The sequence below is a fragment of the Pseudomonas cerasi genome (genome assembly GCF_027983475.1).
In the GTDB taxonomy this organism is placed as follows: Bacteria; Pseudomonadota; Gammaproteobacteria; order Pseudomonadales; family Pseudomonadaceae; genus Aquipseudomonas; species Aquipseudomonas cerasi.
Genome location: NZ_JAQJVM010000002.1, coordinates 158,148 through 175,706, shown reverse-complemented (window position 1 = coordinate 175,706; position 17,559 = coordinate 158,148). Strand labels below are relative to the sequence as shown.

Annotated in this window: 17 protein-coding genes; 9 read left to right on the top strand and 8 right to left on the bottom strand. The window is 61.0% G+C overall.

What is annotated here, in order from left to right:
- Nucleotides 1-13: 13 nt before the first annotated feature.
- Together PI739_RS09885 and PI739_RS09880 are read left to right on the top strand one after the other, a co-directional pair.
- Complete coding sequence (locus PI739_RS09885) at nt 14-634, top strand: cytochrome b/b6 domain-containing protein (protein WP_003370324.1); 621 nt, start codon at nt 14-16, stop codon at nt 632-634.
- A complete protein-coding gene (locus tag PI739_RS09880; RefSeq protein WP_003370326.1) occupies nt 631-1,401 on the top strand; it encodes a molybdopterin-dependent oxidoreductase in 771 nt (256 codons plus the stop codon). The genes PI739_RS09885 and PI739_RS09880 overlap by 4 nt, the downstream gene beginning before the upstream one ends.
- 676 nt (nt 1,402-2,077) lie before the next feature.
- Here PI739_RS09880 and efeO (PI739_RS09875) read toward each other — a convergent pair.
- The 4 genes from efeO (PI739_RS09875) to efeU are packed head-to-tail and all read right to left on the bottom strand — an operon-like array spanning nt 2,078 to nt 6,353.
- On the bottom strand, nt 2,078-2,902 hold the full coding sequence (gene efeO, locus PI739_RS09875; RefSeq protein ID WP_003370329.1) for an iron uptake system protein EfeO: 825 nt from the start codon (nt 2,900-2,902) through the stop codon (nt 2,078-2,080).
- Between the two features lie 29 nt (nt 2,903-2,931).
- A complete protein-coding gene (gene efeB / locus PI739_RS09870; RefSeq protein WP_003370331.1) occupies nt 2,932-4,254 on the bottom strand; it encodes an iron uptake transporter deferrochelatase/peroxidase subunit in 1,323 nt (440 codons plus the stop codon).
- A gap of 24 nt (nt 4,255-4,278) precedes the next feature.
- On the bottom strand, nt 4,279-5,490 hold the full coding sequence (efeO, locus tag PI739_RS09865) for an iron uptake system protein EfeO (protein ID WP_054081589.1): 1,212 nt from the start codon (nt 5,488-5,490) through the stop codon (nt 4,279-4,281).
- A gap of 8 nt (nt 5,491-5,498) precedes the next feature.
- Nucleotides 5,499-6,353 carry an iron uptake transporter permease EfeU gene (efeU, locus tag PI739_RS09860; protein WP_003370335.1) on the bottom strand — a complete coding sequence of 285 codons (855 nt, stop codon included), beginning with the start codon at nt 6,351-6,353 and terminating at the stop codon, nt 5,499-5,501.
- A gap of 261 nt (nt 6,354-6,614) precedes the next feature.
- Here efeU and PI739_RS09855 point away from each other — a divergent pair, with 261 nt between their 5' ends.
- Nucleotides 6,615-7,280, top strand: a complete 666-nt coding sequence (locus tag PI739_RS09855; protein ID WP_003436229.1) for a DNA-3-methyladenine glycosylase family protein — start codon at nt 6,615-6,617, stop codon at nt 7,278-7,280.
- A 69-nt stretch (nt 7,281-7,349) separates the two neighbouring features.
- Nucleotides 7,350-8,456 carry a bifunctional DNA-binding transcriptional regulator/O6-methylguanine-DNA methyltransferase Ada gene (gene ada, locus PI739_RS09850; RefSeq protein ID WP_054081645.1) on the top strand — a complete coding sequence of 369 codons (1,107 nt, stop codon included), beginning with the start codon at nt 7,350-7,352 and terminating at the stop codon, nt 8,454-8,456.
- Here the strand turns inward: ada and ampC are convergent.
- A complete protein-coding gene (ampC, locus tag PI739_RS09845) occupies nt 8,445-9,602 on the bottom strand; it encodes a class C beta-lactamase (RefSeq protein ID WP_003370341.1) in 1,158 nt (385 codons plus the stop codon). The two genes, ada and ampC, sit on opposite strands and share 12 nt — an antisense overlap.
- A gap of 144 nt (nt 9,603-9,746) precedes the next feature.
- On the opposite strand from ampC, the gene PI739_RS09840 reads away from it, so the two are divergent.
- A complete protein-coding gene (locus PI739_RS09840) occupies nt 9,747-11,192 on the top strand; it encodes a SulP family inorganic anion transporter (protein ID WP_003370343.1) in 1,446 nt (481 codons plus the stop codon).
- 87 nt (nt 11,193-11,279) lie between these two features.
- Nucleotides 11,280-12,395 carry a cell division protein ZapE gene (gene zapE, locus PI739_RS09835; RefSeq protein WP_054081591.1) on the top strand — a complete coding sequence of 372 codons (1,116 nt, stop codon included), beginning with the start codon at nt 11,280-11,282 and terminating at the stop codon, nt 12,393-12,395.
- Between the two features lie 3 nt (nt 12,396-12,398).
- Here the strand turns inward: zapE and rarD are convergent, their stop codons facing one another.
- Complete coding sequence (gene rarD, locus PI739_RS09830; RefSeq protein WP_044308517.1) at nt 12,399-13,283, bottom strand: EamA family transporter RarD; 885 nt, start codon at nt 13,281-13,283, stop codon at nt 12,399-12,401.
- A gap of 224 nt (nt 13,284-13,507) precedes the next feature.
- Here rarD and PI739_RS09825 point away from each other — a divergent pair, with 224 nt between their 5' ends.
- Nucleotides 13,508-14,659, top strand: a complete 1,152-nt coding sequence (locus PI739_RS09825) for an MFS transporter (RefSeq protein WP_003370349.1) — start codon at nt 13,508-13,510, stop codon at nt 14,657-14,659.
- 6 nt (nt 14,660-14,665) lie between these two features.
- Here the strand turns inward: PI739_RS09825 and PI739_RS09820 are convergent, their stop codons facing one another.
- Both PI739_RS09820 and PI739_RS09815 read right to left on the bottom strand, forming a co-directional pair.
- On the bottom strand, nt 14,666-15,499 hold the full coding sequence (locus PI739_RS09820) for a PhzF family phenazine biosynthesis protein (protein ID WP_003370352.1): 834 nt from the start codon (nt 15,497-15,499) through the stop codon (nt 14,666-14,668).
- A gap of 103 nt (nt 15,500-15,602) precedes the next feature.
- Entirely contained in the window at nt 15,603-16,082 is a 480-nt protein-coding gene (locus PI739_RS09815) for a multidrug/biocide efflux PACE transporter (RefSeq protein WP_054081592.1), read from the bottom strand.
- A 99-nt stretch (nt 16,083-16,181) separates the two neighbouring features.
- On the opposite strand from PI739_RS09815, the gene PI739_RS09810 reads away from it, so the two are divergent.
- Together PI739_RS09810 and PI739_RS09805 are read left to right on the top strand one after the other, a co-directional pair.
- On the top strand, nt 16,182-17,066 hold the full coding sequence (locus PI739_RS09810; RefSeq protein ID WP_054081593.1) for a LysR family transcriptional regulator: 885 nt from the start codon (nt 16,182-16,184) through the stop codon (nt 17,064-17,066).
- Nucleotides 17,067-17,174: 108 nt separating this feature from the next.
- Nucleotides 17,175-17,399, top strand: a complete 225-nt coding sequence (locus PI739_RS09805) for a DUF6434 domain-containing protein (RefSeq protein ID WP_054081594.1) — start codon at nt 17,175-17,177, stop codon at nt 17,397-17,399.
- Nucleotides 17,400-17,559 lie beyond the last annotated feature (160 nt).

The window sequence follows — 17,559 nt, the reverse complement described above, 5'->3', positions numbered from 1 at the left end:
GAGGGATCTCGACATGAAAACCCGCCCCATTCATCCGTGGCCGGTGCGCCTGACGCACTGGGTCAATGCCGTGGGCATGGTCTGTATGTTCATGAGCGGTTGGGCGATCTACAACGCATCGCCACTGATGCCGTTCACCTTTCCCAAATTCCTGACACTCGGCGGCTGGCTGGGCGGTTCCATTGCCTGGCACTTCGCGGTGATGTGGCTGTTGGTCATCAACGGTCTGATTTATGTGCTGTATGGCGTGTTCAGCCGCCATTTCAAACGCGACCTGCTGCCGGTCCGGCCGTCCGAAGTGACGCGTGACATGAGTGACGCGTTGCGTTTTCGACTGGTCCACGTCAAAGGCCGTTACAACGCGGTGCAACGGCTGATGTACTGGCTGGTGCTGGCCATGGGTGTGTTGGTGGTGCTGTCCGGCCTGGCCATCTGGAAACCGGTGCAGTTTCAGGGGCTGGTCAGTCTGCTGGGCGGATTCGATTTCGCCCGTTGGGTACATTTCGGGGCGATGACCGCCATCGGCGCATTTGTCATCGTCCATCTGCTGCTGGTCGTGCTGGTGCCCAGTACTTTGCTGCCGATGATTACCGGCGGCCGCCAGCCGAACGAAGACGGAACTGCGCAATCATGAACGAACCACGTAAACGCATCACTCAGCGTATCCGCCTGGAGCCCGCGCAGGAGCGTCAACTGATCGATATTCAGCGCCGCTCGTTTCTGCGCGCGGGGCTGACCGTGGGCGCGATGTCGATGCTCACGGGCTGCAACCTGCAGGATGGCGATCAGGTCGACAAGGTGCTGTGGGCCATGTCGCGCTGGAATGACCGGGTTCAGGCCTGGCTGTTCAATGGCCAGAAGCTGGCGCCGACCTACAGCAAGGCGCAGTTGACCAACCCGTTCCCGTTCAATGCCTTCTACCCTGAGTACAACGTGCCGGAGCTGGATCTTTCCGATTACCAGCTGGCGGTGTCGGGGCTGGTGCGGGACAAGCAGCCGTGGACGCTGGGGGCGCTGCGCAAACTGCCGCAACGCACGGACATCACGCGGTTGATCTGTATCGAGGGCTGGAGCGCGATAGGGCAGTGGGGCGGTGTGCCGTTGAAGACCTTCCTGGAGTACATCGGCGCTGATACGACGGCGCGCTTTGTCGGTTTCAAGTGCGCTGACCGCTATTACTCGAGCCTGGATATGCCCACTGCGCTGCATCCGCAGACGTTGCTGGCGCTGGACTTCGGTGAAGTGGCGCTGCCACCTGATTACGGTTACCCGTTGCGGGTGCGGGTGCCGACCAAGCTGGGTTTCAAGAATCCCAAGCACATCGTCGAGATTTTCGTCAGCAACGAGAATCCTGGGGGGTATTGGGAGGATCAGGGGTACAACTGGTTCAGCGGGATCTAGGAGCGGACGCAGAGCGTCGCACGATGGCGGTAGTGAGATTATCGTTCCTCACGCTCCAGCGTGGGAATGCCGTTCGTGACGCTCTGCGTCACACAGCGGTTCTGTGGTGTCAGGTGGATGTAGGCTCGACTCAAGTCACCTTTTCGCCCCTCGGCGAGTTACTTTGATGAGGCCAAAGTAACCAAAGCCTTTCGCTCCGGTTTCCGGCCCGACTTCGTCGGGTTCCTTCGCCCTGTCACTGATCCGGGGGTCGCCGCAACGGGCCATCCATGGCCCGGTGCGGCTAGCCTGGCGTCCTGCCAGGCTACCCCCGGATCAGCGCCAGGACTCAGCCGTCACTGACGTCGCAATTTGCGTTGTCTGTGCCATCGTGGTTGAAAAGCATTTCGGTGGTAGTTAATACGTTTTTGACTATCGTTCCTCACGCTCCGCGTGGGAATGCCGTTCGTGACGCTCTGCGTCACATGGCGGTTTTTTCTTTGTCAGGTGGATTGAGGTTCGGCTCAGGTCACCTTTTCGCCCCTCGGCGCCTTACTTTGAGGGACCAAAGTAAGCAAAGTCCCAGCTCCGGTTTCCGGCCCGACTTCGTCGGGTTCCTTCGCCCTGGCACTGACGTCGCACTCTGCGTCGTCAGTGCCATCGCGTTAAAAAGCGCTTTCAGGCGCGGCGTTTCAGGTCAGTTCAGGCCCAGTTTGCCGCGCAGGGTCGAGAGGTCTTCTGCCAGGGTGTTGACCGGGCCGACCAGGGCTTTGCGGTCGTTCTCTTTGACTTTGTCGTAGGTTTCAAAGCCACCGTCCTTGGTTTTGTACTTGGCGAGGATTTTGTCCACGGTGGCGAAGTTCTTGTCGACTTTGCTGGAGAAGGCCTTGTCCTGTTGTTCGATCTGCGGGCGGAACAGGTCGACGATTTTTTTCGCGCCGTCGATGTTGCCCTGGAAGTCATACAGGTCGGTGTGGCTGTAACGGTCTTCTTCGCCGGAGATCTTGGTCGCTGCCACTTCTTCCAGCAGGGCTGCGGCGCCGCCGACGACTTTTTCCGGCGGGAAGGTCAGGTCGGCCACGCGCTTTTCCAGGTCCTTGACGTCGCTCAACAGCTTGTCGGCGATAGGGCCCTGATCTTTTGTGGTGTTCTGCGAGAACAGCGCATATTCCAGACGATGGAAGCCGGTGAAGTCTTCCGCCGTCACGCCTTGTTCATGGTCGTCGACGCGTGAGTCGATGGATGCGTCCAGGTCACTGAACAGTTCGGCAATCGGTTCTACCGACTCGTAGTACACGCGGGTCGGAGCGTAGAGCTTCTTGGCCGTTGCGATGTCGCCTTTCTTCACGGCATCGGTGAATTTCTGGGTGTGGCTGACCAGCTCTTCAATGTTCTCGGTCACGTAGATCTTGTAGTCCGACACCGGGCCTACCAGATCCAGCGGCGCGGTGGCGGCAAAGGCCGCCAGCGGGGTCTGGAGCAGGCCAAGGGTCAGGAGCAAAGCCAGGGGCGTCTTTTTCATGAGTGTCTTCCGGGTCGGGAGTGGATAGGTCATGCGTTTTTAGTGGGCGCTACGGCCGCCAGCAGCGAGCGACCGATGAAATCCTGGTCGCCGGTTACCCCCGGCAGGGTGAAGAAATAGCCGCCTCCGATTGGTTTGAGGTATTCCTCCAGCGGCTCGCCGTTAAGCCGGCTCTGTACCGTAATGAAGCCTTTTTCCAGATCGGCCTGGTAGCAGATGAACAGCAGGCCCATGTCCAACTGACCGTTCTTGTTAACCCCATTGGAGTAATTGAACGGGCGGCGCAGGATCAGGTTGCGCTGGCTTTCGGCAGTACGCGGGTTGGCCAGGCGGATGTGCGAATCCAGCCGGGTTTTCTTGCCTTCCGGGTCGGCCGCATAGTTGGGCACATCGCTCTCGACCTTGCCGTCCATGGGCGCGCCGGTGCTTTTGCTGCGGCCGAAAATCGATTCCTGCTCCTGCAGCGGCGTGCGGTCCCAGCGCTCGACGAAGTTGCGGATGATGCGCACCGCCTGATAGCTGCCATTGGCGGCCCAGGCCGGTTCATCGCTGCCCGGCTGCACCCAGACCAGCTCGTTCATGGTCTTCTGGTTGTTGGAGTCCGGGTTCGCCGAACCGTCCCGGAAACCCAGGAAGTTGCGCGCGCTTTCCGGCGGCTGACCGGGTTTCTTCGGTGCCTGGGGCGGCACGGTGCCTTCCTGTTTCCAGCGCACCAGCAGCAGGTCGGGCAGGTTCTTGACGATGTCGCGCAGCGCATGGATGTTGCTGTCGGCAGTGTTGGCGCAGAACTGGATGCTCAGGTCGCCGTGGCAACTGGCCGGATCCAGCGCATCGTTGGGGAAACCGGTCATGCGGCTCAAGCGTTTCGGCTTGACCGGGGCCAGACCAAAACGCTCATCGAACAGCGATTCGCCCACCGACACGGTGATGGTCAGGTTGTCCGGGGTCACCACCGGACCGAGAATGCCCGAGTCCAGCGGTGGCAGTTTCGGATCGATCTCCGGCACCGGGCCACCGGTCATCAGGAACGCGATGCGCTCGTTCAGCGTGCGAAACAGGCGTTCCAGGTCCTCACGGTCTGCGGCCAGAACATCGAATGCCACAAGCATGCCCGCGGCCGGGCGCGGGTTGACGATGCCGCTCTGATGCTGGCCGTGAAACTCGTTGTGATCCTGCGTTTTTTCACTGTTCGGCGCTTCGGCGACTTGTGCAGGTGCTGCGGCAAGTACGTTGCCACTCAGGCTGCTGCCAGCCAGCGCGGCCCCTGCAGCGCCGAGCCCCATCAGCACGCGGCGGCGTTGCAGGGAGGCCGGAGCGTTGGTTGTTTCTGGATTGCTGTCCGGATTTTTCATCGTGATGTGCTGTGCTCCAGTAAATCAGAGGCCGGAGAGGCCGAGTGCCGGGTCGATGCCATTGAGTGCGTCAGCCAGAGCGCCAGCCTTGGCGGCGATCTGCTTGCGCTGCGCCTCATCCACCTGGTCGTAGGGGCGCACACCACCATCAGCGCTGCTCAACGCATCGAGCGTGGTGTCCAGATCCGCCATGGCGGCGTCGATCTTCTGCAACAGATCGCCTGCACTGCGGCTCAGCAACGGACGCAGCAGGTCGACGATCTTGCGGGTGCCGTCCAGGTTGGCGGCAAAACCGTTCAGGTCGCTGTGGCTGTAACGTTCCTCTTCGCCGTTGCTGCGTACCTCAGCCAGGCTACGCAGTGTGCGAGTGGCAATGGCCGCCAGCTGTTCGGGCGCCAGCGATTGCGCCATCAACTGTTGCTTGAGCTGGGTGACATCGGTTTGCAGACGCTGCGCGATCGGCGCCAGGCCCTCGACGCTGTGTTGCTCGTACAGGCCGTATTCGATGCGGTGAAAGCCGCCGAAGCCGGAGTCCTGTTCACGTTTCTCGTAATAGTCGGCGCGGGCGTTGATTGCGTTGTCCAGTTCGGCCAGGCGCTGCGCCGCCGGTGCAATGCGCTGGTAGGCGGCGCGGGCGGGCAGGTAGGCCGCCTGGGCAGCGCTCAGGTCGCCGGCATCGATGGCCTGTTGCAGGGCGTTGACTGCCTTGATCAGCGCCGAACTCTGCAGGCTCAGGTACACGCGGTATTCGGAGAGCGGCCCGATGAAGGCGGTCATGGACGGACGCGCCTTGGCATTGGCGTCGGACTCTGCGGTCGGCGTGACATGCAAGGTGCCGCGCGGATTGCTCAGCAGACCGCAGGTAATCGCGTAATCGCCGGGTGCCAGGTTGGCATTGATCACCTGGCTTAGCCCAGGTGCGATGTTTTCCCGTTCTTCAATCACCAGCACGCCATCGAGGATTTCCCATTCGACGGCGCGCTCCGAGCGGTTGACGATGCGGAAGGCGTTCTTGCCCGCCGCGACCGTCAAGGCGTTCGGTTCGCAGTTGTGGGCGTGGATATTGACCACGGTTTCAGTACCGGCATTGGCCGCGCGCTTTTTGGCCGCGACCTGCGAGGCGTAGTAGAACAGCCCGCCGGCGGCGATCATCAGGATCACTGAGCCGGCGACTGCCAATCGCAGGACACGGGGCGGCCGGGCTTTCCCGGAAGGCCCTGAGGGACGGTTAGACATGGAGGCCCTTATTCGTTCGTAACAGAAGATGTGTTTGGCTGCATGACCTTGCCAGTCGTCGGTGTGTGCGGCTTGAAGAACAGCAGCAGTGCCCCGATCAGGTAAATCAGGTAGGCACTCAGGGTGCTGACCGTCGGCGCGTCCTGATAACCGAACATGCCCGCCAGTACCGAACCGGCAGGGCCGTCCATCGGCAGCAGCGCACTGATGTCGAAGACCACTTCCTGCAGGTGATTCCAGACGCCGGCTTCATGCAGTGCCTGAACGGAGTTGGCGAGAATGCCCGCCGCTACCACCAGAATGAACAAACCGGTCCAGCGGAAAAACAGGCTCAGGTTCAGACGCATACTGCCGCTGTAGATGGCTACGCCGAAACCGACCGCCAGCAACAGGCCGAGCAGCGCACCCAATGGCGCGCCGGAGCCTTCGCTCTGCTGGAACACAGCGAGCAGAAAGAATACGGTTTCCAGCCCTTCGCGGGCCACGGCAAAAAACACCATGGCGATCAGCGCGTAGGTCTGGTTTTTCGAGCCGGTGAGGGCCGCGTCGAGTGATTCGTGCAGCGCATGCTTGATCGACCGCGCGACCTTGCGCATCCAGAACACCATGGAGCTGAGAATGCCGACCGCGATCAGGCCGACGATCCCTTCGAACAGTTCCTGCTGCTTCTGTGGGAACTCGGCGCTCATCAACTCAAGCCCGCCACCGACGAACAGCGAGAGCGCGGCGGCCAGAAATACGCCGATCCACACCGCAGGCATCCACTCGCCGCGGCCGGTCTGCTTCAGGTAACTGGCGATAATGCCAACGATAAGCGCGGCTTCGATGCCTTCGCGCAGCATGATCAAAAAGGGAACGAGCATATCTCACCGAGTCAAAGCTGTAGGGTGAAGGTCTCTCGGCATGTCGTAGGCCGGAAACACTGCGTAACATAATGATACTCATTCTTGAATGCGTGTAGTTGTTTTTTATCGGGATTGCGTTTTTGAAAAGTCGTTCAGGTCAGGTTCAGCTAATCGATCACGATTTTCTGAACGTTCCGTGGTCTTCGGAAATCAGCGATCATTTTCAACACCTCTGTAAACCGTGGTTGCCCCTCTGACCGCTTTATTCCGGAAATCATCATGTCATCAGAATCAGACAGCGCTGACCGCAGGCATGCCGAGGCGGTCGCTGCGCTCAGGTCCATAGACCCGCAATGGCAGTCGCTGATTGACCAGGTCGGCCCCTGTCTGCACCCGGTCAGTGCAGCGCAGGACCCGTTTCAGGCGCTGGTCAAGGCCGTCGCCTACCAGCAATTGCATGCCAGGGCAGGCGATGCGATGGTCATGAGGTTGCGTGCGCTTTTTGTGGATGACAGCTTCCCGGGGGCGCAGGCACTGGTCGAGCTGGATGATCAGGCACTGCGCTCCTGTGGGTTCTCGGCGTCCAAATGCCGGGCGATCAAGGCGATTGCCGCTGCGCGAGTGGACGGTCTGGTGCCTGAGGTCAGTGCGGCGCTGGCCATGGGCAACGAAGCGCTGGTCGAACGCCTGATCCAACTGCCTGGTGTGGGGCGCTGGACCGTGGAGATGATGCTCATTTACGGGCTCGGTCAGCTGGATGTGATGCCCGCCAGCGACTTCGGCGTGTGCGAAGGCTACCGGCGACTGTATGCTCTGGAACTCAAACCGTCGCACCGGCAAATGGCCCGGCTTGCCGAGCGCTTCGCGCCTTACCGAACCATTGCTGCCTGGTATCTGTGGCGAGTGCCGGCCGATTTCAGCGAAAACGGCTCATCTCGAATTTGAAAGCAAGAGTCGGAGTGCCCGGTGGCCCTGACAGGCGCAGGCTTATCGAAAATCAAGGCAGGCTCGACCATGGACAGCACAGAACGCACCCAACCGGCACGCGCCCCGCGCACTGAAGACGACCCGCGCTGGGACATTCTGGTCAATCGGCGTTCACACGCTGGCGCTGACTTCGTTTATGGCGTGCTGACCACCGGCATCTATTGCAACCCTTGCAGCCCGACACGCCTTCCGCGTCCGGAGAACGTGGTGTTTTTTGACAGTGCGCGCGACGCCGAGGCTGCCGGGTTTCGCCCGTCCCTGCGCAATGCCGGCGACCCGAATGCGCTGCAACTCAGATACGCAGAAGTCGTTGCCCAGGCCTGCAGACTGATCGATTCCGCCGAATCGATGCCCAATCTGACCGAGCTCGCCGAGCAGGTCGGGATGAGCGGTTTTCATTTCCACCGTATTTTCAAAAGGCTGACCGGGCTGACGCCCAGGACCTACAGCGTCGCCTCGTTACGCTCGCGGGTGAAAACTCAGCTCTCAGAGGACGTAAGCATTACCCGTGCGTTGTACGAGGCGGGCTACAACTCCAACAGTCGTTTCTATGAGGCTTCGCAGAACATGCTCGGCATGAAACCTTCTGAATACCGCGCGGGCGGCGCCAATGTCGATATCAGGTTCGCCCTGGGTGAAAGTTCGCTGGGTTCGATTCTGGTGGCCACCAGCAGCAAGGGCATCTGTGCGATTTCGCTCGGTGATGACCCGCATGCGCTGATCGAAGCTTTCCAGGACCAGTTTCCCAACGCCAACCTGATCGGTGCAGACGCAGCGTTCGAACAACTGGTTGCCGAGGTCGTGGGTTTTGTCGAATCACCCGCGACCGGCCTGGCGCTGCCACTGGATATCCGCGGCACGGTGTTTCAGGAGCGGGTCTGGCAGGCGCTCAGGGACATTCCCGCTGGATCGACGGCCACCTACACGCAGATCGCGGCGCAGATAGGACTGCCCAGTGCAGTCCGTGCGGTTGCCAACGCCTGCGGTGCGAACAAGCTTGCGGTGGCCATTCCCTGTCACCGGGTGGTGCGCAGCGATGGATCGTTGTCGGGCTATCGCTGGGGCGTCGAGCGCAAGCGCAAGCTGCTTGAACTCGAAGCGGCCGAGCAGGCAGGGCTGTTTTCAGGGAGTTGAGCAGCAGCCCATTTTCTGCAGAATCCGATAGGCCAGTTTCACCCGCTCCTCGTTCGGGTAGTTTTTGTTGGCGAGGATGGCAATCCCCAGCTGCTGCTCCGGAATGAACGCCACATAGCCACCGAAACCGTTGGTTGATCCGGTTTTGTTGACCCAGACCGAAGATTGCGCTGCCTGCGGCGGCTCGATCATTTCGGCTTTGACCGTGTTCAGCATGGCGCTGGCATTGCCCTCAAGCAGCGTCTCCAGACGCACCGGCAGCGGATACTGTTCCCAGATCAGGTCCTGAGTCATGCCGCCGACCTTGAAATAGCCGGTCCTTGTATCGCGCAGGGCTTTTTGCAGTGCGGCGTCGTTTTGACCGAGGCTGATGTTCGCTTCGATAAAACGGAGTACGTCCCGGGCACTCGATTTCACGCCATAGGCTTGCGCCGCCAGCGGACCTGGATTGACCCTGACCGGCTCGTCGAGCTTGTTGTAGCCCTGCGCATACAGCGCCTGTTTTTCATCGGGCACGTTGATATAGGTATTACTCAGACCCAGCGCTGGGAACAGCCGCTGCTGCAGGGCTGTTTCATACGGCAGCTTCATGCTGCGCGCAGCAACCATGCCGAGCAGGCCCACACTGGGGTTGGCGTAGGTGCGATGCGTGCCGGATAGATATTCGGGCTGCCACGCCTTGAAATATTCCATTAACTGACGGGTGTTGTGCACTTTATCCGGCACCTGAAGCGGGAAGCCGCCAGCCGTGTGAGTGCCCAGATGGAAAACCGGCACCTTGCCCAGTCGCGTAGCCTGCAACTGCGGAATATAGCTGTCGATGCTTTGCGTCAGCGACAGCTGCCCATTGGCCTGTGCCCAGGTAGCGAGGGTGGCGGTGAAGGTCTTGCTGATCGAGCCAAGTTCAAACAGCGTATCGCGGGTGACTGGCTGGCCAGTGGCTTTTGACGCGACGCCGTAGGCGTAGAACTGCTGTTTGCCCTGGTGAGTGACGGCGATCGACAGGCCCGCGATATGATTTTCCTGCATCACTTTGCTGGCTTCTGCCTGCACGAATGCGTCGACAGCCACGGTGTCGTCGTCTGCAACAGCCACCGCACTGGCCAGCAGAAGTCCTGTGCAGAGCAGCGTTCCATTCCATTGCATTGGGTTATTCCTTGTTGTTTTGGGGCATGGGCCGATCATCAGAGCGCCTTCCTGGGAGCCCCTCCGTGGTGGTCGGTCGTCAAAGGTTTGCGTAATATGCCCACTTTTTTGCGCTTCTTCCACGGAGCGCCGCTCAGGTAACCCATGAAAACGATCCGTATACGTGCCGAAGTCCTGGCAGGCCTCACCACATCTTTCGCATTGGTGCCCGAGTGCATCGCCTTTGCGCTGGTGGCTCATCTCAATCCGCTGATGGGGCTCTACGGTGCGTTCATCATCTGCACCCTGACTGCGCTGTTCGGCGGGCGTCCGGGCATGGTGTCCGGCGCGGCCGGTTCCATGGCGGTGGTGATCGTCGCGCTGGTGGTGCAGCAGGGTGTGCAGTATTTACTGGCGACCGTATTGCTGGGTGGCCTGATCATGATCCTGTTCGGCTTGCTGCGGCTCGGCAAACTGGTGCGACTGGTGCCGTATCCGGTGATGCTGGGCTTCGTCAACGGCCTGGCAATCGTCATCGCGATGGCGCAACTGGAGCACTTCAAGGTGGGTGAGTCATGGCTCAGCGGTACGCCGCTGTACGTGATGCTCGGGCTGGTGGCGCTGACCATGGCGATTGTCTATCTGTTGCCACGCCTGACCCGCATTGCGCCGCCAGCGCTGGTGGCGATCCTCAGCGTCGGGCTGGCGGTCTACCTGCTCGGCCTGCCGACCCGCACCCTGGGCGACATGGCGCACATTGCTGGTGGCTTGCCGGTATTCGCCATGCCGGACATCCCCTGGAATCTGGAGACGCTGCGCATCATTGCGCCTTACGCCATTCTGATGGCGCTGGTCGGTCTGCTGGAAACCCTGCTGACCCTGAACCTGACCGACGAGATCACCGAAACCCGTGGCTATCCGGATCGTGAGTGCGTAGCGCTGGGCGCTGCCAACGTGGTCTCCGGTGCCTTCGGCGGCATGGGCGGCTGCGCGATGATCGGCCAGACCGTCATCAACCTGAGTTCTGGCGGCCGTGGTCGTCTGTCGGGCGTGGTTGCAGGTTTGATGATCCTGATGTTCGTGCTGTTCCTCTCACCGCTGATCGAGCGCATTCCATTGGCGGCGTTGGTCGGGGTGATGTTCGTGGTCGCTCAACAGACTTTCGCCTGGGCCTCGCTGCGTGTGCTGCGCAAGGTGCCGGTCAACGATGTGCTGGCGATCATTGCCGTGACGGTGGTCACGGTGCTGACCGATCTGGCCACTGCAGTGCTGTTCGGGATCATTATCGCGGCGATCAACTTCGCCTGGCAGCAGGCTCGTGAGCTGTACGCCGACAGCCATGTCGAAGCCGACGGCAGCAAGGTCTACCACCTGCATGGCACGCTGTTCTTCGCCTCGACCACACCGTTTCTCGACCAGTTCAACCCGGCCGAAGACCCGGCGCAGGTGACACTGGATTGCCGCCACCTGAGCTTTGTCGATTACTCGGCCATCGCTGCGCTCAAAACCCTGCGCGAACGCTACGCCAAGGCGGGCAAGCACCTGCGTGTGGTCCACCTGTCCGAGCGCTGCAAGCGACTGCTCAAGCGTGCCGGCGTGCAGCATGCCTGAGTTGAGTTGAGTTGATGAGTTGCGTTGCGCGGCGCAGCCTCGTATAGGCTGGATGTCTTTTCTCCGATAGCGAAGGGTGTGTGCCTGATGGATGCTGTCTCTCCTCTGCAAGCCTACGAACGTGCCGTCCAGCGTGGTTTTCAACCCGATCAGGCGCAGTTGCAGGCCGCCCGGCAATTGCAGGTGTGTTACGAGGGGCTGGCCGACGCTCGAGGTCGGGTCCGGGGCGTTTATTTGTGGGGGCCGGTCGGGCGTGGCAAAACCTGGCTGATGGACCGCTTTTTCGAAAGCCTGAGCGTACCGGCCCGGCGTCAGCATTTTCATCACTTCATGCGTTGGGTGCATAAACGCATGTTCGAGTTGATGGGCACCTCCCAGCCGCTGACCGTGGTTGCCAGGGAGCTGGCGCGTGACGTGCGGGTGATGTGTTTCGATGAGCTGTTCGTCACCGATATTGGCGACGCAGTGATCCTGGGCGGGCTGCTGCAGGTCATGTTCGAGGAGGGCGTGGTGCTGGTCTGCACGTCCAACCAGCCACCGGAGCAGTTATACAGTCACGGCCATAATCGCGAGCGCTTCCTGCCAGCGGTTGCGGCCATTCTCAAGTACATGGATGTCGTGGCGGTCGACGGCGGCGAGGATCACCGACTGCACCCCGGGCAACTGCATCAGCGCTACTGGATTGCCGAAGCCGGTCGACCCAGCGCCCTGCAGGGCATCTTCGAAGCGTTGAGCGCGGATCAGCCGGTTCACGACTCGCAGGTCATGCTCGGTTATCGCAGCATCAACGTGGTTCAGCATTCCGACACCGCCGTGTGGTGCCGTTACCGCGACCTTTGCGAACAGCCGCTGGCGGCCATGGATTTCATCGCCCTGTGCGATCGCTTTTCGGTGATTCTGCTCAGCGAGGTGCCGCTGCTGGGGGCAGCACAGCGCGAAGCGAAAATCGCCCGCGGCACCGAGGATGGCGTCGAGCAGGTGAGCGCAGGCGATCGCGAGCTGCCGCAGTTGTCGCCCAACGATGATGGCGTGCGACGCTTCATCGCGCTGGTCGACGAGTGCTATGACCGGCGCATTCCGCTGTATGTCGAAGCGCCGGTGCCGATGGACGAGCTGTACACCGAGGGCTATCTGTCGTTTGCCTTCCGGCGCACCCTCAGTCGACTTCAGGAAATGCAGTTGGAGCGTTTCACCGAGTCTTGACGCTCAGCTCGCATCCCGGCGTCGCTGGGCCAGCATATGCTTGGCGCCTTCGATCATCAGTACCACGACGGCCATCCAGATCGGCAGGTACGTCAGCCATTCCTCGCGACCGATGCTCTCGCCGAGCAGCAGGGCGACGCCGACCAGCAGCACCGGCTCGACATAACTGAGCAGCCCGAACAGGCTGAACGGCAGCAGGCGGCTGGCAAGGATGTAGCTGACCAGCGCCGAGGCACTGATCACCCCGAGCAGCGGAATCAGCAGGTACAACAGCGGTGCCTGCTGAATGGCCTGAGGATGACCGTTGGCGATGAACCACAGTCCGATGGGCAGCATCAGCAGCATGTCGAACCAGAGCCCGCCGAGGTGATCGGTCTTGAGCTTGCGACGCAGCACGAAGTAAAGGGGATAGCCGCCCGCGACCAGCAGGGTTTCCCAGGAGAAACTGCCCAGCCTCCACAGCTCATGCGCCACGCCGATCATGGCAAACACCGCAGCGACTTTCTGCAGGTAGGAGAGGTGCTCGCCGTATACCACGCGGCCAGTGAGAATCATGCTCAGCGGCAGCAGGAAATAGCCCAGCGATACCTCCAGACTGCGCCCGTGCAACGGTGCCCACATGAAGATCAGCAACTGCGCACCGAGCAGCACCGAAGACAGCAGCAGCGCGAAGATCAGCAGCGGTTGCTGCCTGAGCCGGACAGCCACTTCGCGGACTCGCCGCCAGTCACCGCTGACCAGCATGAACAGCGTTGCGCATGGCACGGTGAGCAGCATGCGCCAGCCGAAGATCTCTTCACCGTCGAGCGGGGTCATCAGTGACGTATAAAAATACATGACCCCAAACAGCGTTGACGCCAGGACCGACAGCACCACACCTTTGTACACAACGGCCTCCGCGACAGCTGATTCGACAGATTACGCACCTGTCTGGTGCGCGTGGTCGTCAGTCTACTGGCCTGAGGTGCAAAAAGCTGCAAATCGGACGGCCCTTGCACGACGATGGAACGAGCCTCGTGCAAGTGCATCAGAGGTTTTGGCTAATCGATCAGCTTTGTTAGGCTGTCGCGCTGGCCGGCGTGACCGTACTCGGCAAATTACAAGGAGCATGCATGACCTCTTTCAGCACCGCAGCCCAGGATGCCAAGGCTCGGGCGGAGCAATCTTCGACGCGTATCGCGTTTTTCATTGCCGGTTTCAGTGTCGCCTCGTGGGCGCCGCTGGTGCCTTACGTCAAACAGCGGATGGGCCTCGATGAGGGCACGCTCGGGCTCTTGTTGCTGTGTCTGGGGGTGGGCTCGATCATTTCGATGCCGTTGGCGGGAGCACTGGCGGCACGGTTAGGCTGTCGGCGCCTGCTGGTCTGTTCGACGCTGCTGATCTGCCTGTGTCTGCCGCTGCTGGCGACGATTTCCAGTCTGCCGCTATTGATCGCCACGCTGTTTCTGTTTGGCGCGAGCATGGGCGGGGTGGATTGCACGGCCAACGTGCAGGCGGTGATCGTCGAGCGCGCCAGCGGCAAGACCATGATGTCGGGCTTCCACGGCCTGTTCAGCCTCGGCGGGATTGTCGGTGCCGCGGGTGTCGCCGGCTTGCTCAGTCTGGGCATCTCGCCGTTCACGGCGATGCTGATCGTGGTATTTCTGACGTTGGTTGCGCTGGCCAAAGCGGCGCCGAATCTGTTGCCTTACGGCAGTCCGGCCGATGGGCCAGCCTTTGCCATCCCGCGTGGCGTGGTGCTGTTCATCGGCCTGCTGTGCTTCACCGTATTTCTGGCCGAAGGCGCGATGCTCGACTGGAGCGCGGTATTCCTGACCTCGTTGCGTGGTGTCGAAGCGGCGTATGCCGGGCTGGGCTATGCGGTATTCGCCGCGACCATGACCCTGGGGCGGTTGTTTGGCGATGCGGTGGTAAAACGGGTGGGCTCCAATCGGGTGATCATTCTTGGCGGACTGTGTGCCGCAGCGGGTCTGGCCGTCGCGACATTGATCCCGGTCTGGCAGGCGGCGCTGCTGGGGTATGCATTGGTAGGCGCGGGTTGCTCGAACATCGTGCCGGTGTGCTACAGCGCGGTCGGTCGGCAGAAGACCATGCCCGAAAGCGTGGCCATCCCGGCGATTACCACAGTCGGTTATGCCGGGATTCTGATCGGTCCTGCGGCAATCGGTTTCATCGCCCATGTCAGCAGCCTTGAACTGGCGTTCATGGTCGTTGCCGTGATGCTTCTGGGCGTGGCGATCGGCGGCAGCAAACTCAGGACCTGATCCCCGCTACAACCTGCGCGCCATCCCCGACACCCGGATCGAGCTTCCCCGTTGCTGCGGGATTTCGGCGCGCAGGCGCGATGGGCTGCCCATGTCCTCGCCCTGAATAATGTCTATCAAACCGCCATGCGGCCAGTCGATATCGCGCAGATAGCCGCCCAGTGCCGCCGTGGCCGCTCCGGTGGCCGGGTCCTCATAAACGCCACCGAACGCAAACGGGTTGCGGGTGTGGAACAACTGATCGGTCTCGGCCCACGCCAGCAAAATCGTCGCCCAGCCTTCACGGACCATCAGGTCGTGCCCCGCTTGTTGGTCATAGCGCATGGCCTTGAGCCTGGCGCGGCTGTTCAGCGCCAACAGCAGGTGCCCGGCACCGCCATTGATATGCGCGGGGCTAATGCGCTCATCCAGATCGGCATGGTTATAGCCGAACAGCGCCAGGGCTTCTTCCAGCAACAGCGCGCTGATCGGCGTGCTGAACGTGGGCGGCGATTGCAGCGCCGCCGACGTCAGAGAGCCCTGCGCATGGCCTTCGACAGTAATCTGCGCCTGATTGAGTGTCAGCTGATACACGCCATCGCCTTGCTGCGCCGCCAGCGCTGCGCCCAGGGCGATGGTGGCGTGCCCGCAAAACGGTACTTCTGCCAGCGGCGAGAAATACCGCACCCGCCAGCCGGCTTCGACAGGCGCAGCGAACGCCGTTTCGGAAAAACCGATGTCGGCGGCAATCTGTTGCATGACGGCATCATCGGGTAACGCATCGCCGATCCATACGCCTGCCGGGTTGCCACCGCGATCTCCATCGCTGAACGCCGCCAGTTTGAGTACTTCAGTTGTCATCGAAGGGTGTCCTTGCCTGGGTCAGTAGGGGACAGTGTGCAATGGCAAGGATTTGATTATCCAGTGAGAACATTTGATGTACGGCATCCATCTGCCTGATGCGTCACACCTCACACCTCGCCAGGCGTCGCTGCATCAGGCGTTCACGCAGCGTGTCGTAGGCCCAGTTGAACAGCAGGGTATAGGGCAGAAACATCAGCAGCAGACCGATGTCCAGCCAGAACGCTTCCATCAGGCTGATTGTCAGCCACCATGCGGCCAGCGGCACCACGGCCAGAATCAGTCCGGCTTCGAACCCCGTTGCGTGCAGGATGCGGACCGTCAGGTTCATGGTAAATCTCCAGCGGTTGCGCAGACGGTCGAACAGCGCGTTGTAGGTCATGTTCCACAACATGGCGATGGTCGAGATCATCACCGTCATGGCCCCCATCATCGCCAGCGATTGGTCCATCAGCCAGGCCAGCAGTGGTGCGACCAGAATCACACCGCCGATCTCGAACAGCGCGGCATGCAGCGCCCGTTCACGCAGGGTTTTGCTGGCGACGCCAGGTTGCCGGTCGGTGTGCGGTTGGTTGTTACTCATGACTACGCTGTCCTTGGTGCTGATGGATGGCAGTATTATCATCGGTGTTTGCGTTAAGCTGAAAATCAGTACCATCGGTTAAACCGATATGAGAGCGCCATGAGTTATTCACCAGAAGCCCTGGAAGCCTTCGCCCAGATTGCCGCTCTGGGTTCTTTCAGCGCCGCCGCACGCCGTCTGGGCAAGAGTCAATCGACCATCAGTGAGGCGATCGCCCGCCTGGAAATCGATCTGGGGCTGGAGCTGCTCGACCGTTCTTCCAGGCAACCAGTCCTGACCGAAGCGGGTAGGGTGATGCTTGGCCGTGTCGATGATCTGCTGTGCGCTTCGGACCGGCTGCGTCGTGCTGCCGCGCGGCTTGCAGCAGGCGTCGAGCCGCGGCTCACGCTGGTGCTGTCGGATGCCAACCAGTTTGCTGATTTCGAGCGGCTGATGACCGAACTCGATCAACGCTTTCCAGAGCTGGAGATGGAATGCGTGTTCGCCGAGCATGGCGACGCCATCAGCCTGGTGCAGTCGGGGAGGGCGTCGCTGGGGCTGCTGTCGGCGCAAGCCAGCTACCCACCGGAAATCGGTCACGCGACCATCGATGAAAGTGCCGATTTCGGTCTGTTCGTGTCGCACAAACATCCGCTTGCCGCGCTGGAACGGGTCGATTACCAACAGTTGTCCCGCTATCGCGCCTTGCGCCTCAATACGCTGATCGAGCACAGCATCCCCACCGACGACTTGCCCACCAGCGGCCATCGGCACTGGTCGGCACCCAATTACCTGCTGTTGATGGACATGGCTGCGTTCGGCTTTGGCTGGTCGGCATTGCCGCGCTGGCTGGTGTCGCGCTATTCGGGCGGACTGCTCAAAGAACTGCACGTCTCCGGTTGGCCGCGGCGCTCGGCGGTGGACGTCATCTGGTCGTTTCAGCGCAGTCTGGGGCCTGCGGGCGCGTGGCTGCTGGAGTCGCTGGTGCCGTTCGCGGGAGAGTGAGACGGGTTTAAGCGAATTCCTGTACGCCACAAGCCCTTCCAACCTCGCGACTGCAACAGAATCCCGCTATAAAGAGTGCCTGCAACCCGACGGCAGAAGGAATCAGGCATGGCTTTCAATTGGCACTCCGACCTCATCACGCGTGATACGCCAGTGGATGACACCTATCGGAACACGCAGAACGTGAGGCGTTTCATGACCGGGCAGTGCGGGGCGTCGTTCAGGTTCGATCGGCCATTCATGGCATGGATCAACAATGGCGAGCCCAAGAACATGGGGCAAGTCGCGGACCAATGGTTGCGCCTGCATGCCGCAGCTTCGGCGTCGAACTGATATCACGGGTCAATCGGGATCGGTACGGCGTGGCCCCTGTACTCGTGAATGTTGTTCACAAAAGTACCTATCGCGCTGACTGGGTCAAAAAAACCAGAATTTCTGAGCTCAAAACGCCATTATTTTTGCATGCGAGCGGTTTTTCTCGTAGCGTGCTTGT

What these genes read in the sequence shown, in the direction of transcription:
- PI739_RS09825 (WP_003370349.1), top strand. Translation starts at nt 13,508, where the DNA reads ATGACCTCTTTCAGCACCGCAGCCCAGGATGCCAAGGCTCGGGCGGAG.
- efeO (WP_003370329.1), bottom strand. Translation starts at nt 2,902, where the DNA reads ATGAAAAAGACGCCCCTGGCTTTGCTCCTGACCCTTGGCCTGCTCCAG.
- efeO (WP_054081589.1), bottom strand. Translation starts at nt 5,490, where the DNA reads ATGTCTAACCGTCCCTCAGGGCCTTCCGGGAAAGCCCGGCCGCCCCGT.
- PI739_RS09815 (WP_054081592.1), bottom strand. Translation starts at nt 16,082, where the DNA reads ATGAGTAACAACCAACCGCACACCGACCGGCAACCTGGCGTCGCCAGC.
- PI739_RS09810 (WP_054081593.1), top strand. Translation starts at nt 16,182, where the DNA reads ATGAGTTATTCACCAGAAGCCCTGGAAGCCTTCGCCCAGATTGCCGCT.
- efeU (WP_003370335.1), bottom strand. Translation starts at nt 6,353, where the DNA reads ATGCTCGTTCCCTTTTTGATCATGCTGCGCGAAGGCATCGAAGCCGCG.
- PI739_RS09880 (WP_003370326.1), top strand. Translation starts at nt 631, where the DNA reads ATGAACGAACCACGTAAACGCATCACTCAGCGTATCCGCCTGGAGCCC.
- efeB (WP_003370331.1), bottom strand. Translation starts at nt 4,254, where the DNA reads ATGAAAAATCCGGACAGCAATCCAGAAACAACCAACGCTCCGGCCTCC.
- PI739_RS09855 (WP_003436229.1), top strand. Translation starts at nt 6,615, where the DNA reads ATGTCATCAGAATCAGACAGCGCTGACCGCAGGCATGCCGAGGCGGTC.
- PI739_RS09805 (WP_054081594.1), top strand. Translation starts at nt 17,175, where the DNA reads ATGGCTTTCAATTGGCACTCCGACCTCATCACGCGTGATACGCCAGTG.
- PI739_RS09840 (WP_003370343.1), top strand. Translation starts at nt 9,747, where the DNA reads ATGAAAACGATCCGTATACGTGCCGAAGTCCTGGCAGGCCTCACCACA.
- ada (WP_054081645.1), top strand. Translation starts at nt 7,350, where the DNA reads ATGGACAGCACAGAACGCACCCAACCGGCACGCGCCCCGCGCACTGAA.
- PI739_RS09885 (WP_003370324.1), top strand. Translation starts at nt 14, where the DNA reads ATGAAAACCCGCCCCATTCATCCGTGGCCGGTGCGCCTGACGCACTGG.
- ampC (WP_003370341.1), bottom strand. Translation starts at nt 9,602, where the DNA reads ATGCAATGGAATGGAACGCTGCTCTGCACAGGACTTCTGCTGGCCAGT.
- zapE (WP_054081591.1), top strand. Translation starts at nt 11,280, where the DNA reads ATGGATGCTGTCTCTCCTCTGCAAGCCTACGAACGTGCCGTCCAGCGT.
- PI739_RS09820 (WP_003370352.1), bottom strand. Translation starts at nt 15,499, where the DNA reads ATGACAACTGAAGTACTCAAACTGGCGGCGTTCAGCGATGGAGATCGC.